Annotated in this window: 17 protein-coding genes and 1 pseudogene; 9 read left to right on the top strand and 9 right to left on the bottom strand. The window is 56.6% G+C overall.

Going from position 1 to position 23,384, the window contains the following annotated elements:
- Positions 1 to 171: 171 nt before the first annotated feature.
- Both CU102_RS06215 and guaD read left to right on the top strand, forming a co-directional pair.
- A complete protein-coding gene (locus CU102_RS06215; RefSeq protein ID WP_106710152.1) occupies positions 172 to 1,404 on the top strand; it encodes a urate hydroxylase PuuD in 1,233 nt (410 codons plus the stop codon).
- Positions 1,401 to 2,717, top strand: coding sequence for a guanine deaminase (gene guaD, locus CU102_RS06210; protein WP_106710151.1), 1,317 nt, complete (start codon positions 1,401 to 1,403; stop codon positions 2,715 to 2,717). The genes CU102_RS06215 and guaD overlap by 4 nt, the downstream gene beginning before the upstream one ends.
- Before the next feature lies 1 nt (position 2,718).
- Here the strand turns inward: guaD and CU102_RS06205 are convergent, their stop codons facing one another.
- From CU102_RS06205 to CU102_RS06195, 3 genes are read right to left on the bottom strand one after another with little or no spacing between them, the layout of a single operon-like run.
- Positions 2,719 to 3,306 carry a sarcosine oxidase subunit gamma gene (locus CU102_RS06205; protein ID WP_106710150.1) on the bottom strand — a complete coding sequence of 196 codons (588 nt, stop codon included), beginning with the start codon at positions 3,304 to 3,306 and terminating at the stop codon, positions 2,719 to 2,721.
- Positions 3,299 to 6,286, bottom strand: coding sequence for a sarcosine oxidase subunit alpha family protein (locus tag CU102_RS06200; RefSeq protein WP_106710149.1), 2,988 nt, complete (start codon positions 6,284 to 6,286; stop codon positions 3,299 to 3,301). Before CU102_RS06200 ends, CU102_RS06205 begins: the two co-directional genes overlap by 8 nt.
- Positions 6,283 to 6,570 (bottom strand): sarcosine oxidase subunit delta, encoded by a 288-nt coding sequence (locus CU102_RS06195; protein ID WP_106710148.1) that lies wholly within the window; start codon positions 6,568 to 6,570, stop codon positions 6,283 to 6,285. Before CU102_RS06195 ends, CU102_RS06200 begins: the two co-directional genes overlap by 4 nt.
- A 337-nt stretch (positions 6,571 to 6,907) precedes the next feature.
- On the opposite strand from CU102_RS06195, the gene CU102_RS06190 reads away from it, so the two are divergent.
- The 4 genes and pseudogenes from CU102_RS06190 to CU102_RS06175 form a co-directional block, all read left to right on the top strand.
- Positions 6,908 to 9,355 carry a mechanosensitive ion channel family protein gene (locus CU102_RS06190; RefSeq protein ID WP_425351525.1) on the top strand — a complete coding sequence of 816 codons (2,448 nt, stop codon included), beginning with the start codon at positions 6,908 to 6,910 and terminating at the stop codon, positions 9,353 to 9,355.
- A 129-nt stretch (positions 9,356 to 9,484) separates the two neighbouring features.
- A complete protein-coding gene (locus tag CU102_RS06185; RefSeq protein ID WP_106710147.1) occupies positions 9,485 to 9,748 on the top strand; it encodes a hypothetical protein in 264 nt (87 codons plus the stop codon).
- A gap of 215 nt (positions 9,749 to 9,963) precedes the next feature.
- The gene (locus tag CU102_RS06180) at positions 9,964 to 10,884 is read left to right on the top strand and encodes a haloacid dehalogenase-like hydrolase (protein WP_133624401.1); all 921 of its coding nucleotides are present in this window, start codon (positions 9,964 to 9,966) and stop codon (positions 10,882 to 10,884) included.
- A pseudogene (locus CU102_RS06175) lies at positions 10,776 to 11,477 on the top strand (aminotransferase class III-fold pyridoxal phosphate-dependent enzyme); the annotation flags it as partial. The gene CU102_RS06180 and the pseudogene CU102_RS06175, both read left to right, overlap by 109 nt.
- A 42-nt stretch (positions 11,478 to 11,519) precedes the next feature.
- Here CU102_RS06175 and CU102_RS06170 read toward each other — a convergent pair.
- The gene (locus tag CU102_RS06170; RefSeq protein ID WP_425351524.1) at positions 11,520 to 13,247 is read right to left on the bottom strand and encodes a hypothetical protein; all 1,728 of its coding nucleotides are present in this window, start codon (positions 13,245 to 13,247) and stop codon (positions 11,520 to 11,522) included.
- Positions 13,248 to 13,492: 245 nt separating this feature from the next.
- Between CU102_RS06170 and CU102_RS06165 the strand changes: the two genes are divergently transcribed.
- Positions 13,493 to 16,009, top strand: a complete 2,517-nt coding sequence (locus tag CU102_RS06165; RefSeq protein ID WP_106710146.1) for a GcvT family protein — start codon at positions 13,493 to 13,495, stop codon at positions 16,007 to 16,009.
- A gap of 190 nt (positions 16,010 to 16,199) precedes the next feature.
- Positions 16,200 to 17,000, top strand: coding sequence for a DUF1194 domain-containing protein (locus CU102_RS06160; RefSeq protein ID WP_342588738.1), 801 nt, complete (start codon positions 16,200 to 16,202; stop codon positions 16,998 to 17,000).
- A gap of 42 nt (positions 17,001 to 17,042) precedes the next feature.
- Here the strand turns inward: CU102_RS06160 and CU102_RS06155 are convergent, their stop codons facing one another.
- Positions 17,043 to 18,041, bottom strand: a complete 999-nt coding sequence (locus CU102_RS06155) for a GlxA family transcriptional regulator (RefSeq protein ID WP_106710144.1) — start codon at positions 18,039 to 18,041, stop codon at positions 17,043 to 17,045.
- 218 nt (positions 18,042 to 18,259) lie between these two features.
- Positions 18,260 to 18,517 carry a hypothetical protein gene (locus CU102_RS06150; protein ID WP_106710143.1) on the bottom strand — a complete coding sequence of 86 codons (258 nt, stop codon included), beginning with the start codon at positions 18,515 to 18,517 and terminating at the stop codon, positions 18,260 to 18,262.
- Positions 18,518 to 18,652: 135 nt separating this feature from the next.
- Here CU102_RS06150 and CU102_RS06145 point away from each other — a divergent pair, with 135 nt between their 5' ends.
- Entirely contained in the window at positions 18,653 to 19,555 is a 903-nt protein-coding gene (locus CU102_RS06145; protein WP_106710142.1) for a LysR family transcriptional regulator, read from the top strand.
- On the opposite strand, the gene CU102_RS06140 is transcribed toward CU102_RS06145, so the two are convergent.
- The 3 genes from CU102_RS06140 to CU102_RS06130 form a co-directional block, all read right to left on the bottom strand.
- The gene (locus CU102_RS06140) at positions 19,552 to 20,280 is read right to left on the bottom strand and encodes a copper homeostasis protein CutC (protein ID WP_106710141.1); all 729 of its coding nucleotides are present in this window, start codon (positions 20,278 to 20,280) and stop codon (positions 19,552 to 19,554) included. The two genes, CU102_RS06145 and CU102_RS06140, sit on opposite strands and share 4 nt — an antisense overlap.
- Positions 20,277 to 21,191 carry an ROK family protein gene (locus CU102_RS06135; RefSeq protein WP_106710140.1) on the bottom strand — a complete coding sequence of 305 codons (915 nt, stop codon included), beginning with the start codon at positions 21,189 to 21,191 and terminating at the stop codon, positions 20,277 to 20,279. Before CU102_RS06135 ends, CU102_RS06140 begins: the two co-directional genes overlap by 4 nt.
- Before the next feature lie 62 nt (positions 21,192 to 21,253).
- A complete protein-coding gene (locus CU102_RS06130; protein ID WP_245425250.1) occupies positions 21,254 to 23,281 on the bottom strand; it encodes an ASKHA domain-containing protein in 2,028 nt (675 codons plus the stop codon).
- Positions 23,282 to 23,384 lie beyond the last annotated feature (103 nt).

The raw sequence follows: 23,384 nt of genomic DNA, 5'->3' as shown, positions 1-23,384 counted from the left end.
TGCAAATGGCGCTTTTCTGCGATCCGGTGCTCATGAACGTGAAAGTTCACTGCGTTCCGATTCTCGTTAAGCGCCATTTTCGGCTCGCCCACGATCTGAATCTCAACGCACCTTAGTTGCATCGGCCCGAGAACCACAGCATTGTGGGGCGACATATCGCATGGGGCCTCGATGGATTATCTGATTTTCTGGGAATGGCTGAGCTTCGCCGCGCGCTGGCTGCATGTGATCACGGCAATCGCCTGGATTGGTTCGTCGTTTTATTTCATCGCTCTCGATCTCGGCCTGCGCAGACACGCGAACCTGCCGCAGGGGGTGAACGGCGAGGAATGGCAGGTTCATGGCGGCGGCTTCTACCATATCCAGAAGTATATGGTCGCGCCGGCGCATATGCCGGAACACCTAATCTGGTTCAAATGGGAGTCCTATTTCACCTGGTTGTCGGGGTTCATGCTGCTCTGCATCGTCTACTATGCGGGCGCTGATCTCTACTTGATCGATCGCAATGTGTTGGACGTTTCAACGCTGGTTGCTATTCTGATCTCGCTTGCATCGATTTCGGTCGGCTGGCTGATTTATGACTTCTTGTGCAAGTCGCCACTCGCGTCCAACGACACGGCGCTGATGATCATCCTTTATGGCGTCATCGTTTTCATGGCATGGGGCTACACACACCTCTTTACCGGCCGCGCGGCATTCCTGCACCTCGGCGCCTTCACGGCCACGATCATGTCCGGCAATGTTTTTCTCCTGATCATCCCAAATCAGAAGAAGGTGGTTGCCGACCTGATCGCAGGAAAAATACCTGACCCCAAGCTCGGCAAACAGGCGAAGCAGCGCTCAACCCACAACAACTATCTGACGCTTCCCGTCATCTTCCTGATGTTGTCGAACCACTATCCGCTTGCGACCTCTACGCAGTTCAACTGGGTAATCGCCGCGCTGATTTTCATCATCGGCGTGCTGATACGTCATTATTTCAATTCGAGGCATGCGGGCACGGGCAATCCACACTGGACGTGGCTCGCCAGCACCATCCTGTTCATCGTCATCATCTGGCTTTCGACTGTTCCGAAGGCGTTGACAGGCGGCGAGCAAAGGGTTTCGCGCGCTGCCGAACCTTTCCTGATGGCCCCGAATTTTGAGCAGGTTCGCGATACGGTGATGGGCCGCTGTTCCATGTGCCATGCGGCTGAGCCTTCCTGGGAGGGCATCATGATGCCACCCAAGGACATTCGACTCGATACAGACGAGTTGATCGCGTCCCATGCGAATGAGATTTATATTCAAGCCGGGGCGAGTCACGCCATGCCTCCCGGCAATCTGACGAATATCACTGCTGATGAACGCGCGCTGCTCGTCTCGTGGTATCGTGCCGCGACAGCTGGTGAAACGAAACCATGACAGAGCTCCTTTTGCGGGGTCGCATCCTGACCTTTCACGATGAACCGCTGGCGGGTGAGGCGAGTGGGGAGGCGTTTACCTATATCGAAGATGGCGGACTGCTCATCCGCGACGGAAAAGTTGTTGCGGTCGATGAGTACGCACAAGTGCGCGCGGGTGACGGCATCGATGCGGAGGTAGCGGACCATCGCCCGCATCTGATCATGCCGGGCTTTATCGACACCCATATCCATTACCCGCAGATGCAGGTTGTCGGCTCTTATGCCGGCGCGCTCATGGAGTGGCTCAACAAATATACCTTTGTCGAAGAGCAGAAATTTTCCAATCAGGGACATCCCGAACATATCGCAACGTCATTGCTTGATGAATTGATCCGGCACGGCACAACGACCGCCGCTGCCTACTGCTCGGTGCACAAGGCGTCGGTTCAGGCATTCTTCACAGAAGCGCACCGGCGCAATATGCGCATGATTGCAGGCAAGGTCATGATGGATCGCAACGCGCCTCCCGGCCTGCTGGACACGCCGCAATCCGGTTATGACGACAGCAAGGCGCTGATCGGGGATTGGCATGGCAAAGGCCGCCAGCTCTACGCCATCACGCCGCGTTTCGCGCCGACATCATCGCCGGAGCAGCTCGAAATGAGTGGCACGCTGGTGCGCGAACACCCGGAACTGCATGTGCAGACGCATCTGTGCGAAAACACTGCTGAAATAGCTTTTGTCGCCGAACTTTTCCCCTGGAGCCGGGACTATACGCAGGTTTACGAACATTACGGTTTGCTCGGTCCGAAGACACTGCTTGGACACTGCATTCACCTTACCGACGCAGAAATAGGTTCGATCGCCAATAGCGGCTCAGTGGCGGTCTTCTGTCCAACATCCAATTTGTTCATCGGCAGCGGGCTATTCGATCTCGCGCGCCTGCGTGCGTCCGATCCTCCAGTTCGAACAGCGATTGCAACGGATATTGGCGGCGGCACGTCCTATTCGATGCTGCGCACACTGGACGAGGGCTACAAGATCCTGAACATCCAAGGTCAGCGCTACCATCCGTTGCGCTCTTTCTATCAGGTAACCCTTGGCAATGCCCGGGCGTTGTCGCTTGAGGGCACCATCGGTTCGTTTACCCCTGGAGCCGAAGCGGACTGCGTCGTGCTCAATGCCCGCGCGACACCCGCCATGCGCATTCGCATGGATACTGTCGAGACACTGGTGGAAGAGCTGTTCCTGATGCAGACCATGGGAGACGATCGGACGATCGCCGAAGTCTACGTGGCCGGCAAGGCGGCGAAAAGCATCCTGCGGAGCTGATCTACTCGACGCGATATCCTACTTCCTCAGCGGCATGCCCGAGCGTCAGCCAGAAAGAACGGGCGAAGGTGCGGAATACGTACAGATCGAAGCTTTCGTCGTCGATCCGCTGGATATTGGCATGAATGTCGTGGTGCAACGTTGCGCGGCCACTGCCAATCGGGAAGGCGTGCTCCGAAAAGTCGATCGCAAAGAGTTTTGACAACACCCATTCTGAGCGCGGTCCGCTGACGCGGATGACCGTGCGGCCGTGGGTGAGGTCGATGATCGTTCCGAGTTCAGGCGAAATGACGGAACGCAACCTTGTTTCGAGGTCTGGTGTTGCGCTGACAACAAAATATCGCCCCGGTGCGAAGCCGAATACCGATTTCTCGCCCGCTACACGGCCGAGGCCAGGCTTGTTTTGAAGTGCAAGGCCGGTTGCGCTGCCGATCGCGGTCAGCATGGCGGGAATCGCATCGCGCCAGGCTGTAACCTGAATGACCGAGAGGCCTTTTCGCTCTCGTAGCGTGACACCTATGCCAGCAGCCGCATTGCCGTGGTTGCCCGGAACAAAGTTTGCTCCTAAGGGCGATTGGGGTTCAGCCATGCATCCGGCTCCCTTCTGGATCGAACATATGGTGGCTGACAATCTCAACCGGACAGTGCTTGTCACGGAGCAAGTCCGTGGCGAAGGCTCGATTCCCGATCATGGACGTTCCGTGCTTGACGAGGGCCAATGCAATATATTTGCCAAGCGCCGGAGAATAGCATGCTGCCGTGACGTGTCCGAAACTATCGGCCGGCTCGCGCGGTACGGGATCGGTCACGATATGACTGCCGCCGGTGATGGATTGATTATCCATAGAAATGAGACCGACAAGCGAAAGCCGGTTTTCGTCCTTGAGTCCCTCGCGCCCGATCATGGCAGAGCCGATATAGGGCTTTTTCTTCGACAGCATCCAGTCGAGATGCAGGTCGTGGGCCGTCGTTCTGCCATCGATCTCTGCCCCCGTCACGTGGCCTTTTTCGATGCGCAGCGTCCCAAGCGCCTCGAGTCCGTACGGCATGATATCGAACGGATTTCCGGCCGCGAGCAAGGCCTCCCAAACCTTCGTACCGAACCCCGCGCCGCAATAGACTTCGTAGGCGAGTTCTCCGGAAAAGGAGAGACGGCAGATCATGACCGGGATGCCGTCGATCTTGCCATGGACGATACCCATGAAGGGTAGCGCAACGTTGTCGACCTTCGTGCCTATGACACAGGCTTCGAGCACGGCACGGGATTTCGGACCCGAAATCGCCGAACCGGCCCAGACATCCGTAACTGAAGTCAGATGGACGCGCAGGTCAGGCCAGATGCAGTCGGAAAAGAATTCCAGATGCTGCATAACCGTCCCGGCATTGGCAGTGGTCGTCGTCATGAGGAATTGGGTTTCCGCGAGCCGCCAGGTCGTTCCATCGTCAAAAGCGATCCCGTCTTCCCTCAACATCAGACCGTAGCGGGCCTTGCCGACCGGCAGTGTAGAAAACATGTTGGTATAGATGCGATCGAGAAATTCGGCCGCGTCGGGGCCTTGGATGTCGATCTTGCCGAGTGTCGATACATCGACAATGCCAACGCTCTGGCGTACCGCACGCGCTTCGCGGGTGTAGGCCTGTTCGACAGTTTCGCCATGGCTGCCATAGATCATCGGACGGTGCCAAAGCCCGGCCTCATAGGTCCTGGCGCTGTTCGCCAAATGCCAGTCATGCATCGGAGTCAGCCGGTGCGGGCGCAAATCGCCGTACCGCTCTCCCGCAATGGCGCCAAGGGAGACGGGTGTAAAGGGCGGCCGAAATCGCGTTGTCCCGGCTTGGGGGATCGTAATACCGCGAACGTCCGCCATGATGGCGAGACCCGGAACATTGGAGGTCTTGCCCTGGTCAGTCGCCATGCCAAGCGTGGTGTAGCGCTTCAGATGCTCGACCGAGTGAAAGCCCTCACGATAGGCCAGACGGATATCGTCGGCGGTGACATCATGCTGAAAATCGACGAACGCCTTTTGCGATTTGATAGAGGGTTCGATTTCGAATACGGGCGCTGGCGAGGCGTCCAGCATCGGCGCCTCTACGTGTGGAAGGACGAGCCTGCTCTTGGCAGAGCCCTTGGTTGCGGCATCCGATAGCACGCTGATCGTATCCATGTAGCCGGCGGCCGATCCTGTGGTCACCCAATTCTGGTTTGGTTCGGGTGGCAGGAAGGCCTGCAAATCTTCGTCCCAGTCGGGCTTGCCGCCAGCCTGGCTCGCCAGATGAATGGCCGGCGACCAACCGCCGGAAACGCCGAGGCAATCCGTCTTGATTTCCCGTGGCGCGCCTGAAACGCGACCAGTCTCAGCGTTGAAGTGCTGGACGGTAATCGAACTCAATGTCTTGCCAGCATGCGTCCCCGTTACAGCGTGAGCGAGGAGCAGTTCGGCGCCGGCTACACTGGCAATATCGCGGCAAGTGCCGGAAACATCGGAACGCACGTCAATAATCGCCGTAACGTTGACGCCAGCCTGCGACAGGGCCCGCGCAGCATCATAGGCGCTGTCGTTGTTGGTGAAGAGGGTGACGTTGTTGCCCGCTGCGACACCGTATTCGATTGCGAAGCGACGTACTGCGTCGGCGAGCATCACACCCGGGCAATCGTTGCCGGGGAAGACAATCGGACGCTCAAATGCGCCCGTCGCGAGCACGGTGCGACCGGTACGAACGACCCAGTGGCGCTGGCGTGGCTGGCCCTTCGTGCGATTGGGTTTGTAGTCGGAAACATGTTCGACCGCGGTCAGCACATTGCCGTCATAATAGCCCCAGACCGAAGTGCGTGTCAGGAAACGGACATTGGGCATGTTCGCCAGGGCGGCAGCCTTCTCGCGCGCCCAGACAGCGGGATTGCGCCCGTCGATCAGTTCTCCCGATGCGAGCAACGAGCCGCCTGCAACTGGCCGCTCTTCCGCGATGATCACTCTAGCGCCTGTGGTGGCGGCCGCTTCCGCAGCGATTAAGCCCGCCGGACCGCTGCCGACGACAAGTACGTCACAAAAGGCATTCATGCGCTCATAGCGGTCCGGATCGGCTGCCGTACCTGCCTTGCCAAGACCAGCTGCCCGGCGAATGAACTTTTCGCAGAACATCCAGAAGCGCGTTCCTCGAAGCGGTCCGATGGCCGGGCCCATGAAGGTCTTATAGTAAAACCCTGCCGAGAACAGCGGACCCGCAAGCTGGTTGACCGCCATCCAGTCGTGTTCAAGTGAAGGAAACCGGTTCTGGCTCTGGGTGACCAGGCCGTCATAGATCTCCAGCTCGGTGGTCCGGACATTCGGTTCGCGTACATCGCCGGTGAAGACCGTTACAAGCGCATTGGGCTCATCGCTTCCGGCGGCGAAGACGCCGCGCGGACGGTGATACTTGAATGAGCGTCCAAAAAGCGTGATACCGTTGGCGAGCAATGCCGAGGCGAGCGTGTCTCCTGGATGGCCGCTATAGGCCTTGCCGTCGAATGTGAATCGGACTGACTTGGAACGGTCGATGCGTCCGCCTTTGGAAAGCCGCGAACTCGTCATGCCAGTTCACCGCTTTTCGCTGAAACTGCTGCGTCCCGGGCAAACACAACTGACGAGATCGCATGGGTGGAAACGTCACGCGTGACAAGGAGGTGCTGACGGCAGCCGCCGCTGTGCAACCAATACTCGCTGTGCGAGCCGCTCGGGTTGGTGCGATCGTAGACGTAGGCGTTCCATGCCGCCCGATCATCTGATGCCGGTTCGGGCCGGGTTCGTGTTGCATCGCCCTGATAGATGAATTCGATGACGTCGCGTGGTCCGCAATAGGGGCATTTGATGATCATGATCTCATTGTCTCGAGGCGAATCGTTTCACTGGCAAGATTGTATGTTCGATAATTTGTTTCCTGGAGAGCCAGTCAACAGATTGTGCTGGAGTTGGTCAAGACAGGTGCAAATAGCAGGCAGCAATGATGTTATTTCAAAAGCTATCGGTCCCCGTGAATCATGATAACCCTTTTTACTATGCTATTGTCAGAACGCTGACGCCATCACCAGGAAAGCGGCGACCAGTATCATTGGGCCGACTTGTTCCGCCATGGAAAGCAAAAAGTGCCTTGATTGTGCCGACATGAACGGGCAAGTCGATAGATGAAAACTATTCTTGGATGGATTTGAACCTGTGATTTCTCGTTTCCTTCGCCAGATTTCTCTGACGATTGTCGCTCTGGTGCTTTTGGCTGTTTCGTTGCAGATGGCGGCAGCCCAAGCGCCGGCGCCTGTGCAAGCGCCCGTTGCAGGCATCGTTGCCGACCAGCGTCCGGCGATCGACGCGCTGAAGAAGCAGATCGCCGACTTTGCGCAGAAGAAGGAAAAGGCCGACAGTGACGCGGCATTGGCGGATTTGCGTCTGAACCTCGAAGCGACAGCAAAGAAGCTGTTGGAGATCGGGGTATCCTTCCGTCCGCGCATCACCGAAATCAATTCGCGTCTTGAGCAACTGGGACCTACTCCGGCGCAGGGACAGCCACCCGAAGCGCAGGTTGTGACCGACGAGCGTATGCGGCTGACGACGGAAAAAGCCGAAATCAATGCCGTGCTTGGCGAGACCGAAGACATGTTGATCGAAGTCAACAAGATGATCGACGGTATTGTCGACGCACGGCGTGAGCTTTTTACCGACACGCTGTCGCAGCGTGTGAATATCAACTACTCGCTTGGCAGCGAAATCGTCGATGCTTATGGCCAGGAACTGCAGACGATGAACCAACGAGTTTCATCGTGGTGGCGTTTCGTCGTAACGTTCAAATGGCAATCCATGCTGGCGGCGACCTTCTTCGCAGTGATTGCTGCGCTCGTCCTCCTGATAGGCGGTCAACGGACAATCGGCCATCTATATTTGCGCGACCCAAATATTGAGTCGCCATCCTATCTAAGCCGACTTGCTGTCGCCTTCTGGTCGACGCTGATGCGGTCGCTGACCGTCGTTGTCTTTCTGACGACAACCTACCTTTTTCTCGGCTATTTCAATGTTCTACGGCCGGATATTGCCGCGCTGATCTATATGCTCTTCTGCGTTATCGGCATTGTGTTTTTCGTCCATGCGCTGGCGCAGGCGGTGATTTGCCCGGGTGCGCCGAACTGGCGGCTGGTGCGTGTGGCCCCGAGGCCGGGGCGCATCCTGATGGTGCTGATCACCGCCACCGCAACGATCACCGGACTTGATTACATTGCCGATACGATCAACCAGATTGCTGCCTCACCATTGTCATTGACCGTTGCCAAGAGCCTCGTCGCCACGCTTCTTGTCGGGCTGCTTATCCTTGCCATGGCCTTTCTCAAACCGCTGGAGGACGAGGAGACTGGGAAAATCAAGGCTTGGCCCAAGCCAATGCGCATCTTCCTCTTTACGATTGGTCTGGTTCCGATCATTGCCGGATTTTTTGGCTATATTGGCTTTGCCCGTTTCGTGTCCCAGCAGATTGTCATCAACGGCGCGGTGGTTGTGACGATGTACCTGGGCTTCCTTACAGCCAGGGCTGTGTCGGACGAAAATGCGCTTGCCGGAACAAAACTTGGACAAGCGATCCAGACCCGCTTCGGCATGGACGAGACGACACTGGACCAGCTTGGCCTGGTGGCGAGTGTTGTCATCAACGTGTTTGTCGTGATGCTTGGCATCCCGATCATACTGCTTCTCTGGGGATTCCAATGGAGCGAGATGTCGGCATGGTTCGTGACCATCGCTACTGGCTTTCAGATCGGGTCCGTTAATATATCGCTGGTGGCAATCGCGATCGGCATCCTGCTGTTTGCTTTGTTCTACTTCTTTACGCGGTGGTTCCAGGGCTGGCTCGATAACAGGGTCATGGCTCGGGGCAAACTCGACTCGGGCGTGCGCAATTCGATCCGGACTGCCGTTGGCTATCTGGGACTCGGCATTGCAGGTGTGATCGGTATTTCGGCGGCGGGTATCAACCTTTCCAGCCTTGCGCTGGTTGCAGGCGGTCTGTCGCTCGGTATCGGTTTCGGCATGCAGGCGATCGTGTCGAACTTTGTTTCCGGCCTGATCCTCTTAGCGGAACGTCCATTCAAGGTTGGCGACTGGATCGAAACCGGCGGGGTCGGCGGCATAGTCAAGAAGATCAGCGTGCGCGCAACAGAAGTCGAGACGTTCCAGCGGCAATCGCTCATTATCCCGAATTCGTCGTTCATCAACGGTAGTGTCGGAAACTGGACGCATCGCAACAAACTCGGACGCGTGGATATTCCAATAGGGGTTTCGTACAAGGAGGATCCGCGACGTGTATACGCCATCCTGATGGACATCGCGCGTGGCCATCCGCTGGTCCTGAAAAACCCCGAACCGTTCGTTGCGTTCAAGTCGATCGTCAATTCGACGATGGAATTCGAGATGCGTGTTCACCTCGCTGACCTTTCTAATTCAGGCACCGTGCAGAACGAGATTCGCTTTACTTTGGTTGACAGGTTCACGGAGGAGGGCATCGAGATTGCGTCTCCGCAACAAGACGTGAATGTTCATATGGAAAACCCAGATGCAATCCTGGCGTTGCTTGCAGAACAGGCTAAGCCTGAACGACCGACAGAAATAAAAAAGTTCAAGTCCTAGAAGACCTTCCACCTTGCCGCAAAAACAACGGCGCGTTCAGTTGCCGTTCAGTTTGATGCCGCTATAACTGTTGTTGTAAAGGGCAGTTGGGCTCTTGATAACAGGGGCGGTGGAGACACCGGGTAAGAAATGAAGAAGTTTGCTATTGCTGTTCTTCTCAGTGTGGTCTCTGCTGGCTCGGCATTCGCTGCCAGCGTCAAGAACGATGAAGCCAGCGCCCAGACCATTGTTGTCACTGAAGGCTCAAGCAAGACTGAACTGCAGGTTGGCGCGGGCGAGACTGTTGAGTTCTGCAACGGCGGCTGTTTTGTTACCTTTCCGAACGGTGACCGCGAGGCCTTGACCGGTAGCGAGACTGTCGAAATCAAGGGTGGCAAGGTGTCGATCAAATAAGCTTGGCGGACGATAGACATCAAAATAGATTAATGACCGGCTGAGTTCCTTTTCAGCCGGCTTTTTAATTTTTGATTCACTGAAGATACTCTTTTTCAAACATTCTCCACTATTCGTTCGCTTGGTTCACTGTTCATTTTTACTTTCCCGCTAAGTCGTCGGCTGATAGGCAAGAATAATGCCGCGGTTGATAATAATGACTTCAGGGATGTGTAGTGGTGGATGCTCAGTCTGATAACAAGGCTATTGATCTCATCGTAGATCTTGATGGCACGCTCATTGCCACGGACCTGTTATTGGAAAGCGTTTTTCAGCTTCTCAAGCAGAACATGTTGTACCTCCTTCTCCTGCCGGTCTGGGCGTTGAAGAGAAAGGGCTATCTCAAGCATCAGATATCGCTGCGTGTGGCCATCGACCCTGCGACACTGCCCTATCGAGGGGACTTCGTGGCGTATCTGAGAGAGGAGCACGGCAAAGGGCGGCGATTGGTACTTGCGACGGGTGCTGCGCGCAGATTCGCTGAGAGCATTGCTGCGCATCTCGACTTCTTCGACGCGGTCCATGCTACCGAAGAAGCGCGCAATCTTACATCTACGAAGACGAGTTTCTTGCTTGCGATGTTCGGCGACGCCAAGTTTGCCTATGCGGGCAACAGCAAAGCGGACATTCCGGTGTTCAATGCGGCAAGTGAGGCGATTGTCGTCGCACCTGACCGGGCTGCAGCCAGATGGCAACGCGTGCATTCCGCCCGACTTTTCAAAGCGCCGAAGACAAGTTGGAAAGCGTTCTTCAAGATGCTGCGCGCACATCAGTGGATGAAGAACACCTTGATCTTCGTGCCGGCGATCCTCAACCATGAAATCACGGTCTGGCCAATCCTGTTGAATGCTACGATTGCGTTTGTTGCATTCTCGGCAGCTGCATCGGCCATATACATCCTCAACGATCTTTTCGATCTTCCACTGGATCGCCAGCATGCCCGCAAGCGGAACAGGGCTTTTGCGAGCGGGGTCTTCTCCATACCGTCTTGTGTGATCAGTACGGCGTTCTTTGGGTGGCAGACGAGGTCCAATGCGGCTTTGGCCGCTCTGGCCGGTTCTACGCCTTTGAGCATGCAGGGGTCGTTCCGGATGTGACGGCCCTGGCGAAATCGCTCGGCGGCGGCAAGGCCGCTGTCGGGGCGATGATTGCGCGACGCGACGTGTATATGAAAGCATATGGCACGCCGAAGACAGCAATGATCCACGCGATGGCCACCTTTGGCGGCATCGGCGAAGCCTGTGTGACGTCGATCGAGGCGATCAACGTTCTTTACGACGAGCACTTGATCGACAAAGCCGCTGCGACGGGTGACTATTTATTGCAGAGACTGGACGAGCTGAAAGCCAAATATCCGGCAATGATAAAGGATGTGCGCGGCAAGGGCCTGATGATTGGCCTTGAATTCCACGATTTCTCCAAGACCGTGCCGGTGGTCCTCCGCCCTGTTCTGGCCGTGCTCGATGACAAGCTGAAGGGCTCATTGCCGGGCTTCATCGGCAGTCATCTCCTGCGCGATCATGGCGTTCTCGTCGCCTTTACCGAATATAATCGCGATGTTGTACGCCTCGAGCCACCGTTGATTTGCGGCCGGGAACATGTCGATGCGTTCATCAAAGCACTCGACGAGGTGCTGTCACGCGGTATCGTGCGGATCGTCAAGGATTTCGTCAAAGCACAGGTGAAATGAGCCGCTCAAGCGAGAAACGCCGGGCTATTAGCCCGGCCAAGGTCACGATGATCCAGTAAGCTTGATGTCGGGCCTGAGAAGCAAGTCCCAGCAGTCGTTGAGCTTGACGACATTTCGATCTGCGAGTGCCTTTTCATAGACATTTTGCAGCAGCAGCCGTGCACTCGTGACCGGGCAAGCGGGGCGCAAAACGCCATCCGTGGCCCGGAGTGACTTCTCTTCCGCTTCTGTGAGGTCACCGACGGTCCGGAAAGGATCCGCGCCAATCTGGATATCCCGGGGCACATCGCGATCGAGAATCCATGGGAAGGGGTTGACGAAATCCAGCGTCATCAGAGTGTTCAGGCGGATACCATTGGTGTTCTCGAATTGCTTTATGGCTTTGACGACGCGATCGGCGGAGATAATCCAGTACATCTGGTAGTCGAGTTCGGAATAGAGCTGCCAACTCGGTAGTTGCCCCTGATCGGCAAGCTGGCGGTAGGTTCCCGGATTCTGCGCGTAGTGCGTCTCCAGCATTTCGGCGCGATCCATCACGTCCCGGCGGGTTGAGACGAGGCCCATGGTTTTCAGGTCCGTAACAGGTGCTGCCACATAGGTGGGCGCTATGGCGACAAAGCGCAGTGTACCGTGGACAACCTTGGTGATCGTGGGGATCGCCGTGAGAGCAACGAGACAATAGACAACCAGCCGACGCTTCTCGGTCAATGCTGAGCTCTTGGTAAGAACCCTCAGCAGAACGGGCCAGAGGAAAATGAACTCCTGGCTGCCCGTGTTCTGGGTTTCGAGAAAAATGCCGGCGACCAGCATGACGCCAATCCAAAGCCAGTCACGATCGAGCAGCGATGAGATGGCCTTGGTTGTCCGAACGTGTCCGAACTCTTTGATGGTGTCGAACACAAAGGACCGATCCAGCCAGAACAAGTAAAGGACGAGGCTTGCGGCGCCGAGGATGACATCGAGTTTGATCGAAAACACCGTGAGGAAACGGGAGAGCAGCAGACCCTCGTTTTTGCCGACAAGTACCGCGATGCTCTTCAGGTACGCGGATATCATCCCATTGTTCAGTTCGAGCGGGAGAATGGCGAGAGCGAAGATGCAAGCAGCCAGAAGGACGTGGCGCCATTTGAACCGTCCAGCAAAAATCGCAAACAAGCCGATGAGACCGCCTGCTAGGAAGCCGGTAACCTTGGTCAAAAACAGTGCCAGCATGGTCAATGCAGCGACCACTGCAAGCTTGCGGCCGGCGGGCAGGAATATCAGCGCGCTTGTCAGCACATAGAGCAGCAAGGATGTATGGCGATTGTAGATGCCAAAACCATTCACCCCAGGATAGGAATGAAACGTCTGGGTGTTGATCGGGCACAGTGCGAAGATCAGGAATGGCGCGAGTACGGCAAACGCAATCGCGCGGCTCTGTCTATCGATTGCGGCGATTGTTACGGCCATCAGCGGAGCCGCCGAGATCAGCACGGACCATTGCGCGAGAAGGGCGGGTTGCCCGCCGGGAAACAACGTCTGGAGCCAATAGAACTGGTAATAATCCAGCGCGCCGACGGGCGTCAGAAAATCCACGGCGGGAATCTGCCCAAGCGCAATTCGCTGCGCTGCATCGAGATAAATGTAGGTATCCCAGTACATGGGGCCGATTGGGACCAGCAGCGGCAGGGAAAGCAGGACGCAAAGAATGATCAGAACCATCGCCAATAAGGTCAATGGCGAACAAATCAACTGATATGGCCTGGAGGTGACATTGGAAAGATTGGACATGCTTCTACAATTCAGCTTCTTCGGCGAATGGTGACTATCTTTATGCTCCCAATTGTCCACATTGCGTTAAGCAGAAGCGCGAATTCGCTGTTGGTTTGCTGCAAAATGCGGCCAGTTTGCCGCGCGTCGCGGCGTGTTTTGGTCATGTCGCAAACAGGCCTTAGCAATAGACATATGGGGCGGCATAGTGCACAAAAATCGGCAAGAGCCGTTCCGACCATCGATCGATACCAGAGGATAGTGAAATGAAGACTGAGGCGCGTGTAGTCGTTATCGGCGGTGGAGTGGTGGGTGTTTCGACACTCTACCATCTGGCCAAAAAGGGCTGGAGTGATGTGGTTCTCATCGAACGCAAGGAACTGACATCGGGCTCGACCTGGCACGCTGCAGGACTCTTGCCCCTCTTCAACATGAGCTATTCAGTCGGCCAGATCCACAAATATTCGGTCAAGTTCTATCAGGAATTGCAAGCGGAAACCGGCATGAATGTCGGCTTCACCAATTGCAGCAATATTCGTCTTGCCCGTACCAAGGATCGCTGGGACGAGTATATGTATTATGCGGGGGTTGCCGAGACCATCGGCGTACCCGTCAAGTTGCTGACGCCGGAGCAGGTCAAGGAGATCTGGCCGCTGGCTGAAATGGATGGCATTCTTGGCGCAATCCAGCATCCTGAAGATGGTTATATCCAGCCTGCCGATCTGACGCAGGCTCTGGCCAAGGGCGCCCGTGATCGCGGCGCAACGATCTATCGCTACACGACCGTGCTCGGCATCGAACAATTGCCATCAGGGCAGTGGTTGGTGAAGACCGACAAGGGCGATATCACGGCTGAACACGTTGTATCGGCTACCGGTAACTTTGCGCGCAAGACCGGCAAGATGGTTGGTCTGGATGTGCCTGTTATTCCAGTTGAGCACCAGTATATTGTGACCGAGCCGCATCCGGCGATCCTTGAGCGTAAGGCGAAGGGGCTGCCGGAAATGGGTGTCCTGCGCGAAAGCGACAGTTCCTGGTACATGCGTGAGGAGAATGGCGGCTTGCTGCTCGGACCTTATGAAAAGGGCGCACCTGTTTGCTATGTCGATGGTCCTTCGGATGAGAGCGAATACGAGCTATTCCAGGAAGATCTCGACCGCCTCGAACCGCATATTGAAACGGCTATCGCCCGCGTTCCGGCTTTCGCTGAGGTCGGTATCAAGAAGGTATATAATGGGGCGATCGCCTATACGCCTGATGGATCGCCGATCATTGGGCCTGCACCACGCTTGAAGAATTTCTGGCTGAACGAAGGCCATTCGTTCGGCGTGACTGCTGCGGGCGGCGCTGGCTGGCAGCTCGCAGAATGGATCGTCGAGGGTGAGCCCTCAATCGACATGATGGGCGTCGATCCACGCCGCTTTGGTCCCTATGCGACCGAAGGGTACCTCAAGGAAAAGAACGAAGAAGCCTATGCTGAAGTCTTTTCGGTGCATTATCCCGATGAGGAACGTGGCGCAGCACGACCGCTGAAGCGTTCGCCGTCCTATGACCGGCAGAAGGCGCTCGGAGCAGTTTTCGGAACTGTCTACGGCTGGGAACGTGCCAATTGGTTCGCACCTCAGGGTTATGGCCTTGATGTCGCCAAGCTCGAAAAGCCGGACGTTCTGATGAATCACAATCATCCGAAGCCCGACGCCGAGGGCAAGGTCAAGGAACTCTGGTCGTTCCGCCGCTCGAATTATTTCGAGCATGTCGGTCATGAGATCAAGAATGTGACGAACAATGTCGGCCTTCTCGATATGTCCGCCTTTGCGAAGATGGAAGTTTCAGGTCCCGGGGCGCGCGCCTGGCTCGACTCGATCCTTGCGAATCGCATTCCGAAGAAGCAGGGCCGCATCGCACTTTGCCACCTCCTGACCAAACTCGGCGGCGTCCGTTCCGAATTCACCGTCTATGAATGGGCCCCCGGCAAGTTCTATCTGGTCTCGGCAGGCGCCTATGAGAACCACGACCACGACTATCTGCACAAGCGCTTGCCAACTGACGGATCGGTGACATTGCGGCCGATTACCCAGATGTATGGCGTCCTAGTGCTGGCCGGACCCAAGAGCCGTCATGTTCTGGAAAAGCTTACGCGTGCTGATCTGTCAAACGAGGCATTCCCCTGGCTCTCCGGCAAGGAAATCAGCGTGGGCACAGCTACAGCCCATGCTCTACGCGTCAATTTCGTAGGCGAGTTGGGCTGGGAGCTGCACCATCCGATCGAACAACAAAACACCATCTATGATTTGCTGCTCGAAGCCGGTGCGGAGTTTGGCATTAAACCATTTGGTATCCGCGCGATGACTGCGATGGCCGTGGAGAAATCATATCGTCTGATCCCACGCGAATTGTCGATCGAATACAATGCCTTCGAAAGCGGTCTTGATCGTTTCGTTCACCCGAACAAGGGCGAGTTCATTGGTCGCGACGCCGTAGTCAAGGCACGCGAAGAGGGTCTGAAGTGGAACTTCGTAACGCTGGAAGTGCACGTACCAGGTGTGTCCGACGTGGACGCCCGCGGCAGCGAGCCAATTTATGTCAAGGGAGAACTCGTCGGACGCGCTACCCACGGCGGGTACGGCTGGCGGCTTGGCAAGAGCCTCGCGCTTGCCATGGTGAAGCCGGACTACTCCGCGTTGGGCACTGAACTTGAAATCAAGATTCTCGGTAAAGTGCACAAGGCAACAGTCATTCCGGAGTCGCCATTCGATACTGAGAACGAGCGCTTGAAGGCGTAGATTCTGTTCCATTCTTCGGGCTGACTTGAAGACAGCGCCTGAAAGGGCGCTGTGTTTATTTATTTGTCCGCTGTTCAACAGAATGTGAACAAGATCGAAGTTGCTTTGCGTTTTGGCAATTTGAGTTAGACTTTAGTCCATGTCATCGCGAAGGAAGGCTCTCAGCAGTTTTCTAACACTGGCGGCGCTGTTGGCCAGTTTTCCCACGCATGCCCAAACAGCCGAAACCGATGTCGACGTTGAACTTGTCCTTGCGGTCGATGCGTCGCGCTCCATGGAGCCATTCGAGCAGAAAATCCAGCGGGAGGGGTACATTGCCGCTTTCCGCCGCAAGGATGTGATCGATGCCATTCGCGACGGCGTCCATGGGCGTGTCGCTATCACCTATGTGGAATGGGCAGGATCGACGCTGCAACGCACGATTGTCCCTTGGACACTGGTAGACGGCGCCGAGTCAGCGGAAAAATTTGCTGCGGCACTGGATCAGCCCATCCCATCGACACAAAGCCGAACTTCAATCTCTGGAGCCATCGATTTCAGCAGTACCTTATTCGACAATAACGGCTTCAAGGGAATGCGAAAGGTCATTGATGTTTCTGGCGATGGCGCGAACAACAATGGCCGCCCGGTTGCGGAGGCTCGTGACCAGGCACTGGCAAAGGGGATTACCGTCAACGGCTTGCCGCTGATGACCCGTGGCGATTTCTATTCCGATTGGGCGGTAAAGGACCTCGATGTTTACTACAGCAACTGCGTTATCGGCGGGCCTGGAGCATTCATGATTCCGGTCAATACCTGGGATCAATTTCCGGAAGCTGTGCGCCGAAAACTTGTCCTGGAGCTTGCCGGCATTACGCCACCCATACAAAGGGCAGATTGGACACAGCAGGGCAACCTGCCCGTCATTCTTGCCCAGGACAAACTAATGTATGATTGCCTATCCGGGGAGCGGATATGGCAGCGGCGGATGCAGGATTGGGAATCCCGCTAAGAGACACACCATCTGGCGCATCAGGCTGAATTTTCAAACGTTCTAGGCCGCTACCAACTGCTTGCGGTCAGCACGCTCCTGCTGCGGCGAACGGCCGTAAAGCTCGCGGTAGCATTTGGAAAAATGCGACGCGGAGACAAAACCGCAGGCAACCGCCACTTCCACGATCGGCATGGACGATTGGATCAACAGGTGCCGGGCACGATCAAGGCGGATTTCAAGATAGTACCGGGCAGGGGAGCGGCCCATTTCCTGACGGAAGAGACGTTCAATCTGGCGGCGCGACAGTCCGACATGGTCAGCGATTTCGATCAATGACAATGGTTCAGACAGGCGAGCTTCCATCAATTCGATGATCGTCAAGACCTTGGAGTTCTGGACGCCAAGCCGTGCACGCAGCGGCAGGCGCTGACGGTCGTGCGGGCTGCGTACGCGGTCGGTCAATGCCTGTTCGCAAACACGATTGACGATATTTTCACCAAAATCATCACCGATCAATTTCAGCATCATGTCCAGCGCTGCCGTCCCACCGGCGCAAGTGTAGATGTTGCCATCCACTTCAAAGAGGTCGGCATAGACATCAGCTTTGGGAAACGACTCGGCAAAGCCCGGCAGATTTTCCCAATGGATCGCGCAGCGTTTCCCCGAAAGCAGGCCCGCCGCAGCAAGAATATGCGCGCCAGTGCAAAGGCCACCTACGGCGACGCCGCGATTAAACTCCTCGCGCAGCCAGGCGAAAACGGACTTGTTCTGGAATTTTTCAACATGGACGCCAGAACAGACGAACACCATCGAAGGTCGCTCTCCGCCGGTCAGATATCGCCGCTCGTCCTCCAAGGACGATGTGGTGGCGCATTCTACACCGTTGGATGCGGTAACAGGCTTGGCGTCTACCGAGGCGAGACGCCAGCGATAGGCCTCGTATCCAAGCATGCGATTGGCAATGCGCAGCGGTTCAATGGCTGTCGCAAACGCGATCATCGAGAAGTTGGGGACGAGGAAAAAAACGAACGAGCGCTTGTTGAGACCGACATGATCCATAATGATTCTATGTTCCCGTAACCTGCTTCAAGGCCATGTCGCAACTGAAGTAGCAACTTCAAATCACTGGCGTGGTCTCTGGAGCTTTTTTTCAGATAGAACCATAGAATTATTCTAAATGGAAGGGATTGGCCCTGTGTCGCAAAAGCGCAGGCATCACATATGATAAAGGGAGCAGACAGGCCGTTATCTGCTCCCTCGGGTTGTTTGTGTCATGATCAGTGCCGGGACTTCAGCTTGTTGCATTCGGTGATCTGACGTTCATAAAGGTCCGGCCAACCAATGTCGCAACGGATGTCTTCGGGTAATCCGTCAAGAGCCATTTCCGTTTCCCGCAAGCGGCGTTCCCGGACGAAGACCTCGCGAGCATGGGCAATGGCTTGCACCACGCGATTCGTACGATCAACGAAAACGGTAGAGATACGTTCGGTTATGCTACTCTGGGGCCGCTGATAAAGTTCGTCACAAGTGCTCATTTCACTCTCCCTTTATACGGAGGCAATCTGAATGGCTTCCGTTTCATGATCTTGACTATCGGCTCAAGTTGATGTTCAATCAAACGAAATTATGGAACACTATGTTTCAGAAAAATTGATGGAGGATACGGCACCATGTCAGCACCCATGCATCATCCCTTCCCGATCCTGGATCTCGATGTGTTGCGCACATTCGCAATGATTGCCGAGACAGGGAGCTTTTCGAGCGCCGCCAACGCGGTCTTCCGCACGCCCTCAGCTGTCTCCATGCAGATCAAGAAGCTGGAAGAGACATTGGGCCACGTGCTGCTTGAGCGCGATGCGCGTTCGGTGAAATTGACACCGAGCGGTGAAGTTCTCCTGGGCTATGCCCGGCGCATGCTTGCGCTTAATCGCGAGACCGTGGCCAAGTTCATTGCGCCTACCGTTTCCGGTGTCGTACGCCTCGGCGCACCTGATGATATCGGGGAACGTGTATTGCCGTTCGTACTGAAGCGATTTGCCGAGTCCCATCCGGATGTGACAGTCGACGTGGTCATCGACCAGAGCAACAATCTGCGTAAACGCCTCGACGAACAGCGGCTGGATGTCACCCTGGTCAATGTGAACGAGACATTGGCCAAGGTCGACGAGGTCGAAATCCTGATGACGGAGGATATCATCTGGGCCGGTGCCAAGTGCGGTACTGCCCATGAGCGCAATCCGCTGCCGCTTTCCATGTGGGAAGAAGGATGCATCTGGCGTGCCAACGCAATCAGCGCGCTGGAAAGTGCGGGCAGGGATTACCGGGTCGCTTACATGAGTGCTCATACCATGGGCCAGCGCGCGGCCATTATTGCCGATCTCGCCGTTGCGCCTTTCTCCAAATTCCTGCTGGACGACAATATGGTACAGCTCGGCGCTGAGCACGGTCTGCCGCCACTCGGCGAATCGCGGCTCGGAATGCTCGTTGCCAAAAACGCTGGTGCACACGTCAAGGCGGTGGCCCAGCACTTGCGGGTTTATTTTGAAGGTTATGAGCGGACCGGCAGGCTCTAGACCTGCCGACTGAGGCAGTAGTTCTTCAACGCCCTGACGAGGTCCACACTCGTCTGTTTCTGCGAGGCGGTCTCGAAACCGAGCCGCCTTGCCGCTTCGCTGACCGGTGGCATGATCGAGGCACAGGAAGAATGGATTTCACCAAACGGAATACGATCGAGCAATGCCCCTGCATTGCTGATGTTGATCCCTGAACCCGGCATGACCTTGATGCGGCCATTGCTGACTTCGAAGGTCTGTTCGAGATCGTCGATGCCAGCAAAGGCGGTTAACGACCGGCCAGACGTCAAAATGCGCTCAAATCCGAGTTCGATTATGATTTCGACGGCTTCCGTGAGATCCGGAACAAGGTCGAATGCGCGATGCAGGGTGACGCCGAGCCCGTCGCACTGACGCATGAGCCGGTCCAGAGTCGTGTGGTCAAGCTGACCATCGGCGAGATTGGCGCCGAGGACTACGCCGGCAAGACCGGCACTGCGCACCGCATCGATTTCGTGCAGCATCGCGTCAATATCCGCTTCGGAAAAGACGAAATTGCCCGGACGCGGACGGATCATCGCATAGATCGGAATTGGTGAAACGGCTGCCTGCCGGATCAATCCGGGTGTTGGTGTCAGACCGCCCAACTCCAGAGCTGAACATAGTTCGACGCGATCAGCGCCGCCATTGATGGCCGCTGCCAGGCCTTCAGAACTGTCGACGCAGACTTCCAGCAAGACACTCATTTCGCGACTTCCATCAATCCAAGGACGCCAGCGCCGATCAGGCCCGGTTCGATTTTGAGTTCTGCCGGCACGACCAACGGTTTGTCGGTTTTGCGCAGGATACGCGACCTGACCGCTTCATCCAGTCGTTGGATGAGCGGCACGGAATTGGCCAACCCGCCACCAACCGGCACGATCGATGCACCAACCACATTGATTGTCATCGCAAGGGGCCCGCTGACGATGTCGATGTAGCAATCAACAGTTCGCTCCGCCGCGGTATCGCCGGCGTTCCATCGCTCGATGATCTCCGTGCTCGGCAAATTCACACCGTGCAGATGGGCGTGCAGTTTCTCCATGCCGCGGGCGGCGCCGATGGCGTCTATGCAACCGATCTGGCCGCAGCCGCAGGCAAGGCGCGGAATTGCCACCGGCGGATTGCCGGCGAGGGTGGCCGATACCGGTCCGTGCCCCCATTCGCCCGCGAAGCCGCCAGCTCCTTCGTGGATTTTGCCATTAATGACAATGCCGCCGCCGACTCCGGTACCGAGAATGACACCAAAGACGACGCGATGGCCACGACCTGCACCAACGACAGCCTCTGACAAAGCAAAGCAATCGGCATCGTTGGCAACCAGCACGGGGCGGTGCAGCTTCTCACTTAAATCATCGACAAGCTTACGACCATGGATGCACGGAATATTGGCGCAGGTGATCTTGCCCGTATCGGCATCAACGACGCCGGCGATCGAAATTGAAATGAGGCTTGCCTGGTCCGCGCCGCCGTCAGCGGCAATCTTTTCTATAGCGCCAGCGAAAGCATCGAAGTCGTGCAAGGGCGTCTGGACCTTGGGCAGTGGCCTTATATCTTCGGGCGAATGGGCAATTGCGCCCTTGATGGCGGATCCGCCGATGTCAAAGCAGGCTATCATGGCAAGCTACTTCCGGAATCAATCATGGATGTTTGATAGCGGAAATTGACTGCTGGACAAAGCTATTCGCGGTTACGCCGTGCTGCGCGGTCTTCGCGCGACCGCCGCCGCGGTGTCGCGTCGCCGGCAACGCCATCCTCGCTGACATTCTTGCGCGGCGGCAAGGTGACGGCCTGTGACAGTTTTGGGAAGGGGTCGATCTTGTTGGGCAGCGCCATTGCATTTATGAAGATCTGCTGGAAGTTCGGCTCCAGTGCAGTCTCGATCTTCTCGATACGGGCAACTTCTCTTTCTATCTCGCGACGATGAGTGCGGTTGAGCAGCGCCATAAGCGCGCCCGTGCCGGCGGCATTGCCCACTGCCTTAACCTCCGACAACTCGCAGTCGGGAATGAGGCCGAGCACCATGGCGTACTTCGGATCGATGAAGGAGCCGAAGGCGCCGGCGAAACGAATCGTGTCGACCGTCTCGACGCCCTGCTTTTCCATCAGCAGCTTTACGCCGGCATAAAGAGCGGCCTTGGCGAGTTGGATGGCACGAATATCGTTCTGTGTGACGGTAATGCGGGGTTCGCCGTCATGCAGGAGGTAGGAGAAGGTGCGGCCGTTAGCGATGATGCGCGGACTCCGCTCAGTCATCGCGCCATCAATGACGCCGTCCTCCGATATGATGCCTGAAAGATACATCTCCGCGACTACCTCGATGATCGCCGAGCCACAGATCCCGGTGACCCCAGTGGCCTTGGCGGCTTCCCCGAAGTCGTCCTCGTCGGACCATTTGTCGACGCCGATGACACGGAACTTCGGCTCGAGGGTCTGCGGGTCGATGCGCACGCGCTCGATCGCGCCCGGGGCGGCGCGTTGTCCTGACGAAATTTCGGCGCCTTCAAAGGCGGGGCCGGTCGGCGAGGAAGCGGCGACCACTCGGGTGCTGTTGCCGAGCACGATCTCGGCGTTGGTGCCGACATCGACGAGCAGCATCATTTTGTCCTGCCGGTAGGGGCCCTCCGATAGCGTCGCGCCAGCCGCATCGGCGCCGACATGGCCGGCAATGCAGGGCAGAGTATAGAGGCGCGCGCCGCGGGCGACCTCGATATCGATCTCGTGCGCCCAATACTGCAGCGGTCCAGAGACGGCAAGCGCGAACGGCGCCTGGCCGAGTTCGGTCGGATCGATACCCAGGAACAGGTGATGCATGATCGGATTTCCGACGAAGACGCAGTCGAAGATATCGTGCCGGTCGACATCGCCTTCCTCGCAGACCTTGCCGATCAACTTGTTGACCGCCTCGCGGACGGCCTTGGTCATCGCTTCGCGTCCGTCGGGATTCATCATCACATAGGAGACGCGACTCATCAGGTCTTCGCCGAAGCGGATTTGCGGATTTGATGTGCCGGACGAGGCAACGATGCGACCAGACAGCAGCGAAACCAGATGCATGGCGATGGTTGTCGAGCCAATGTCGCAGGCTATGCCGTAGGCTTCGTTCTTCAGGCCTGGATACAATCCGATGATAAAGGGCCGCGAGGAATCCATGTCGCGGTGGATGGCGGCGGTCACGCCCCAATTGCCCTTCCGCAAAATGCCCTGAATCTGGGGAATCAGATGCGGTGCGATGAGGAGGTCCTTCCAGCCCCAATCTTTTTCCAGCACGGCTTTCAGGCGGTCGAGATCGCCCAGAGGTTTGTGCATGTCGGGTTCCTCCACCTCGACATAGCAAAGCTGGACGGCGGCATTGCGCTCGATAACGCGGTTGGTGGCGGCTTTGCGGACCACCTGCGCATTGACCTGGACATCCTGGGGTACATCAACGACGAGATCGCCTTGTATCGTGGCGGAACAGGAGAGACGGCGTCCTTCGGGCAGGCCGCGCACGCGATCATAACGCTCTTCCTTCGGACCCTTGTGCGAAATGTGGTCGAGCGAGGAGACGATCTTGTGCTTGGCAAAACTGCCTTCCTGCACTTCCACCTGGCAGCGTCCACAGGTAGCACGGCCGCCACAGACGCTTTCGACATAGACACCAAGCGTACGGGCTGCTTCCAAGACCGGCGTACCAACAGCAAAACGTCCGCGCTTACCCGAGGGCATGAAGAGAACGAGCGCTTCCTTTGCCGATGCCTCTGGTGCTTTGACGGGTGCGTTCACGATCGATACTCCAAACTTACAAGGCGAGGGGCAGTTTAGCTGCCCA

The sequence above is a fragment of the Phyllobacterium brassicacearum genome, from assembly GCF_003010955.1.
In the GTDB taxonomy this organism is placed as follows: Bacteria; Pseudomonadota; Alphaproteobacteria; order Rhizobiales; family Rhizobiaceae; genus Phyllobacterium; species Phyllobacterium brassicacearum.
Note: the sequence above shows the minus strand (reverse complement) of the source record. Positions and strands in the feature narration are given on the sequence as shown.

Bases quoted from the DNA above. Each gene is read 5' to 3' on its own strand.
- CU102_RS06215 (WP_106710152.1), top strand. From the start codon at position 172: ATGGATTATCTGATTTTCTGGGAATGGCTGAGCTTCGCCGCGCGCTGG.
- guaD (WP_106710151.1), top strand. From the start codon at position 1,401: ATGACAGAGCTCCTTTTGCGGGGTCGCATCCTGACCTTTCACGATGAA.
- CU102_RS06205 (WP_106710150.1), bottom strand. From the start codon at position 3,306: ATGGCTGAACCCCAATCGCCCTTAGGAGCAAACTTTGTTCCGGGCAAC.
- CU102_RS06200 (WP_106710149.1), bottom strand. From the start codon at position 6,286: ATGACGAGTTCGCGGCTTTCCAAAGGCGGACGCATCGACCGTTCCAAG.
- CU102_RS06195 (WP_106710148.1), bottom strand. From the start codon at position 6,570: ATGATCATCAAATGCCCCTATTGCGGACCACGCGACGTCATCGAATTC.
- CU102_RS06185 (WP_106710147.1), top strand. From the start codon at position 9,485: ATGAAGAAGTTTGCTATTGCTGTTCTTCTCAGTGTGGTCTCTGCTGGC.
- CU102_RS06170 (WP_425351524.1), bottom strand. From the start codon at position 13,247: ATGTCCAATCTTTCCAATGTCACCTCCAGGCCATATCAGTTGATTTGT.
- CU102_RS06165 (WP_106710146.1), top strand. From the start codon at position 13,493: ATGAAGACTGAGGCGCGTGTAGTCGTTATCGGCGGTGGAGTGGTGGGT.
- CU102_RS06155 (WP_106710144.1), bottom strand. From the start codon at position 18,041: ATGGATCATGTCGGTCTCAACAAGCGCTCGTTCGTTTTTTTCCTCGTC.
- CU102_RS06150 (WP_106710143.1), bottom strand. From the start codon at position 18,517: ATGAGCACTTGTGACGAACTTTATCAGCGGCCCCAGAGTAGCATAACC.
- CU102_RS06145 (WP_106710142.1), top strand. From the start codon at position 18,653: ATGTCAGCACCCATGCATCATCCCTTCCCGATCCTGGATCTCGATGTG.
- CU102_RS06140 (WP_106710141.1), bottom strand. From the start codon at position 20,280: ATGAGTGTCTTGCTGGAAGTCTGCGTCGACAGTTCTGAAGGCCTGGCA.
- CU102_RS06135 (WP_106710140.1), bottom strand. From the start codon at position 21,191: ATGATAGCCTGCTTTGACATCGGCGGATCCGCCATCAAGGGCGCAATT.
- CU102_RS06130 (WP_245425250.1), bottom strand. From the start codon at position 23,281: ATGCCCTCGGGTAAGCGCGGACGTTTTGCTGTTGGTACGCCGGTCTTG.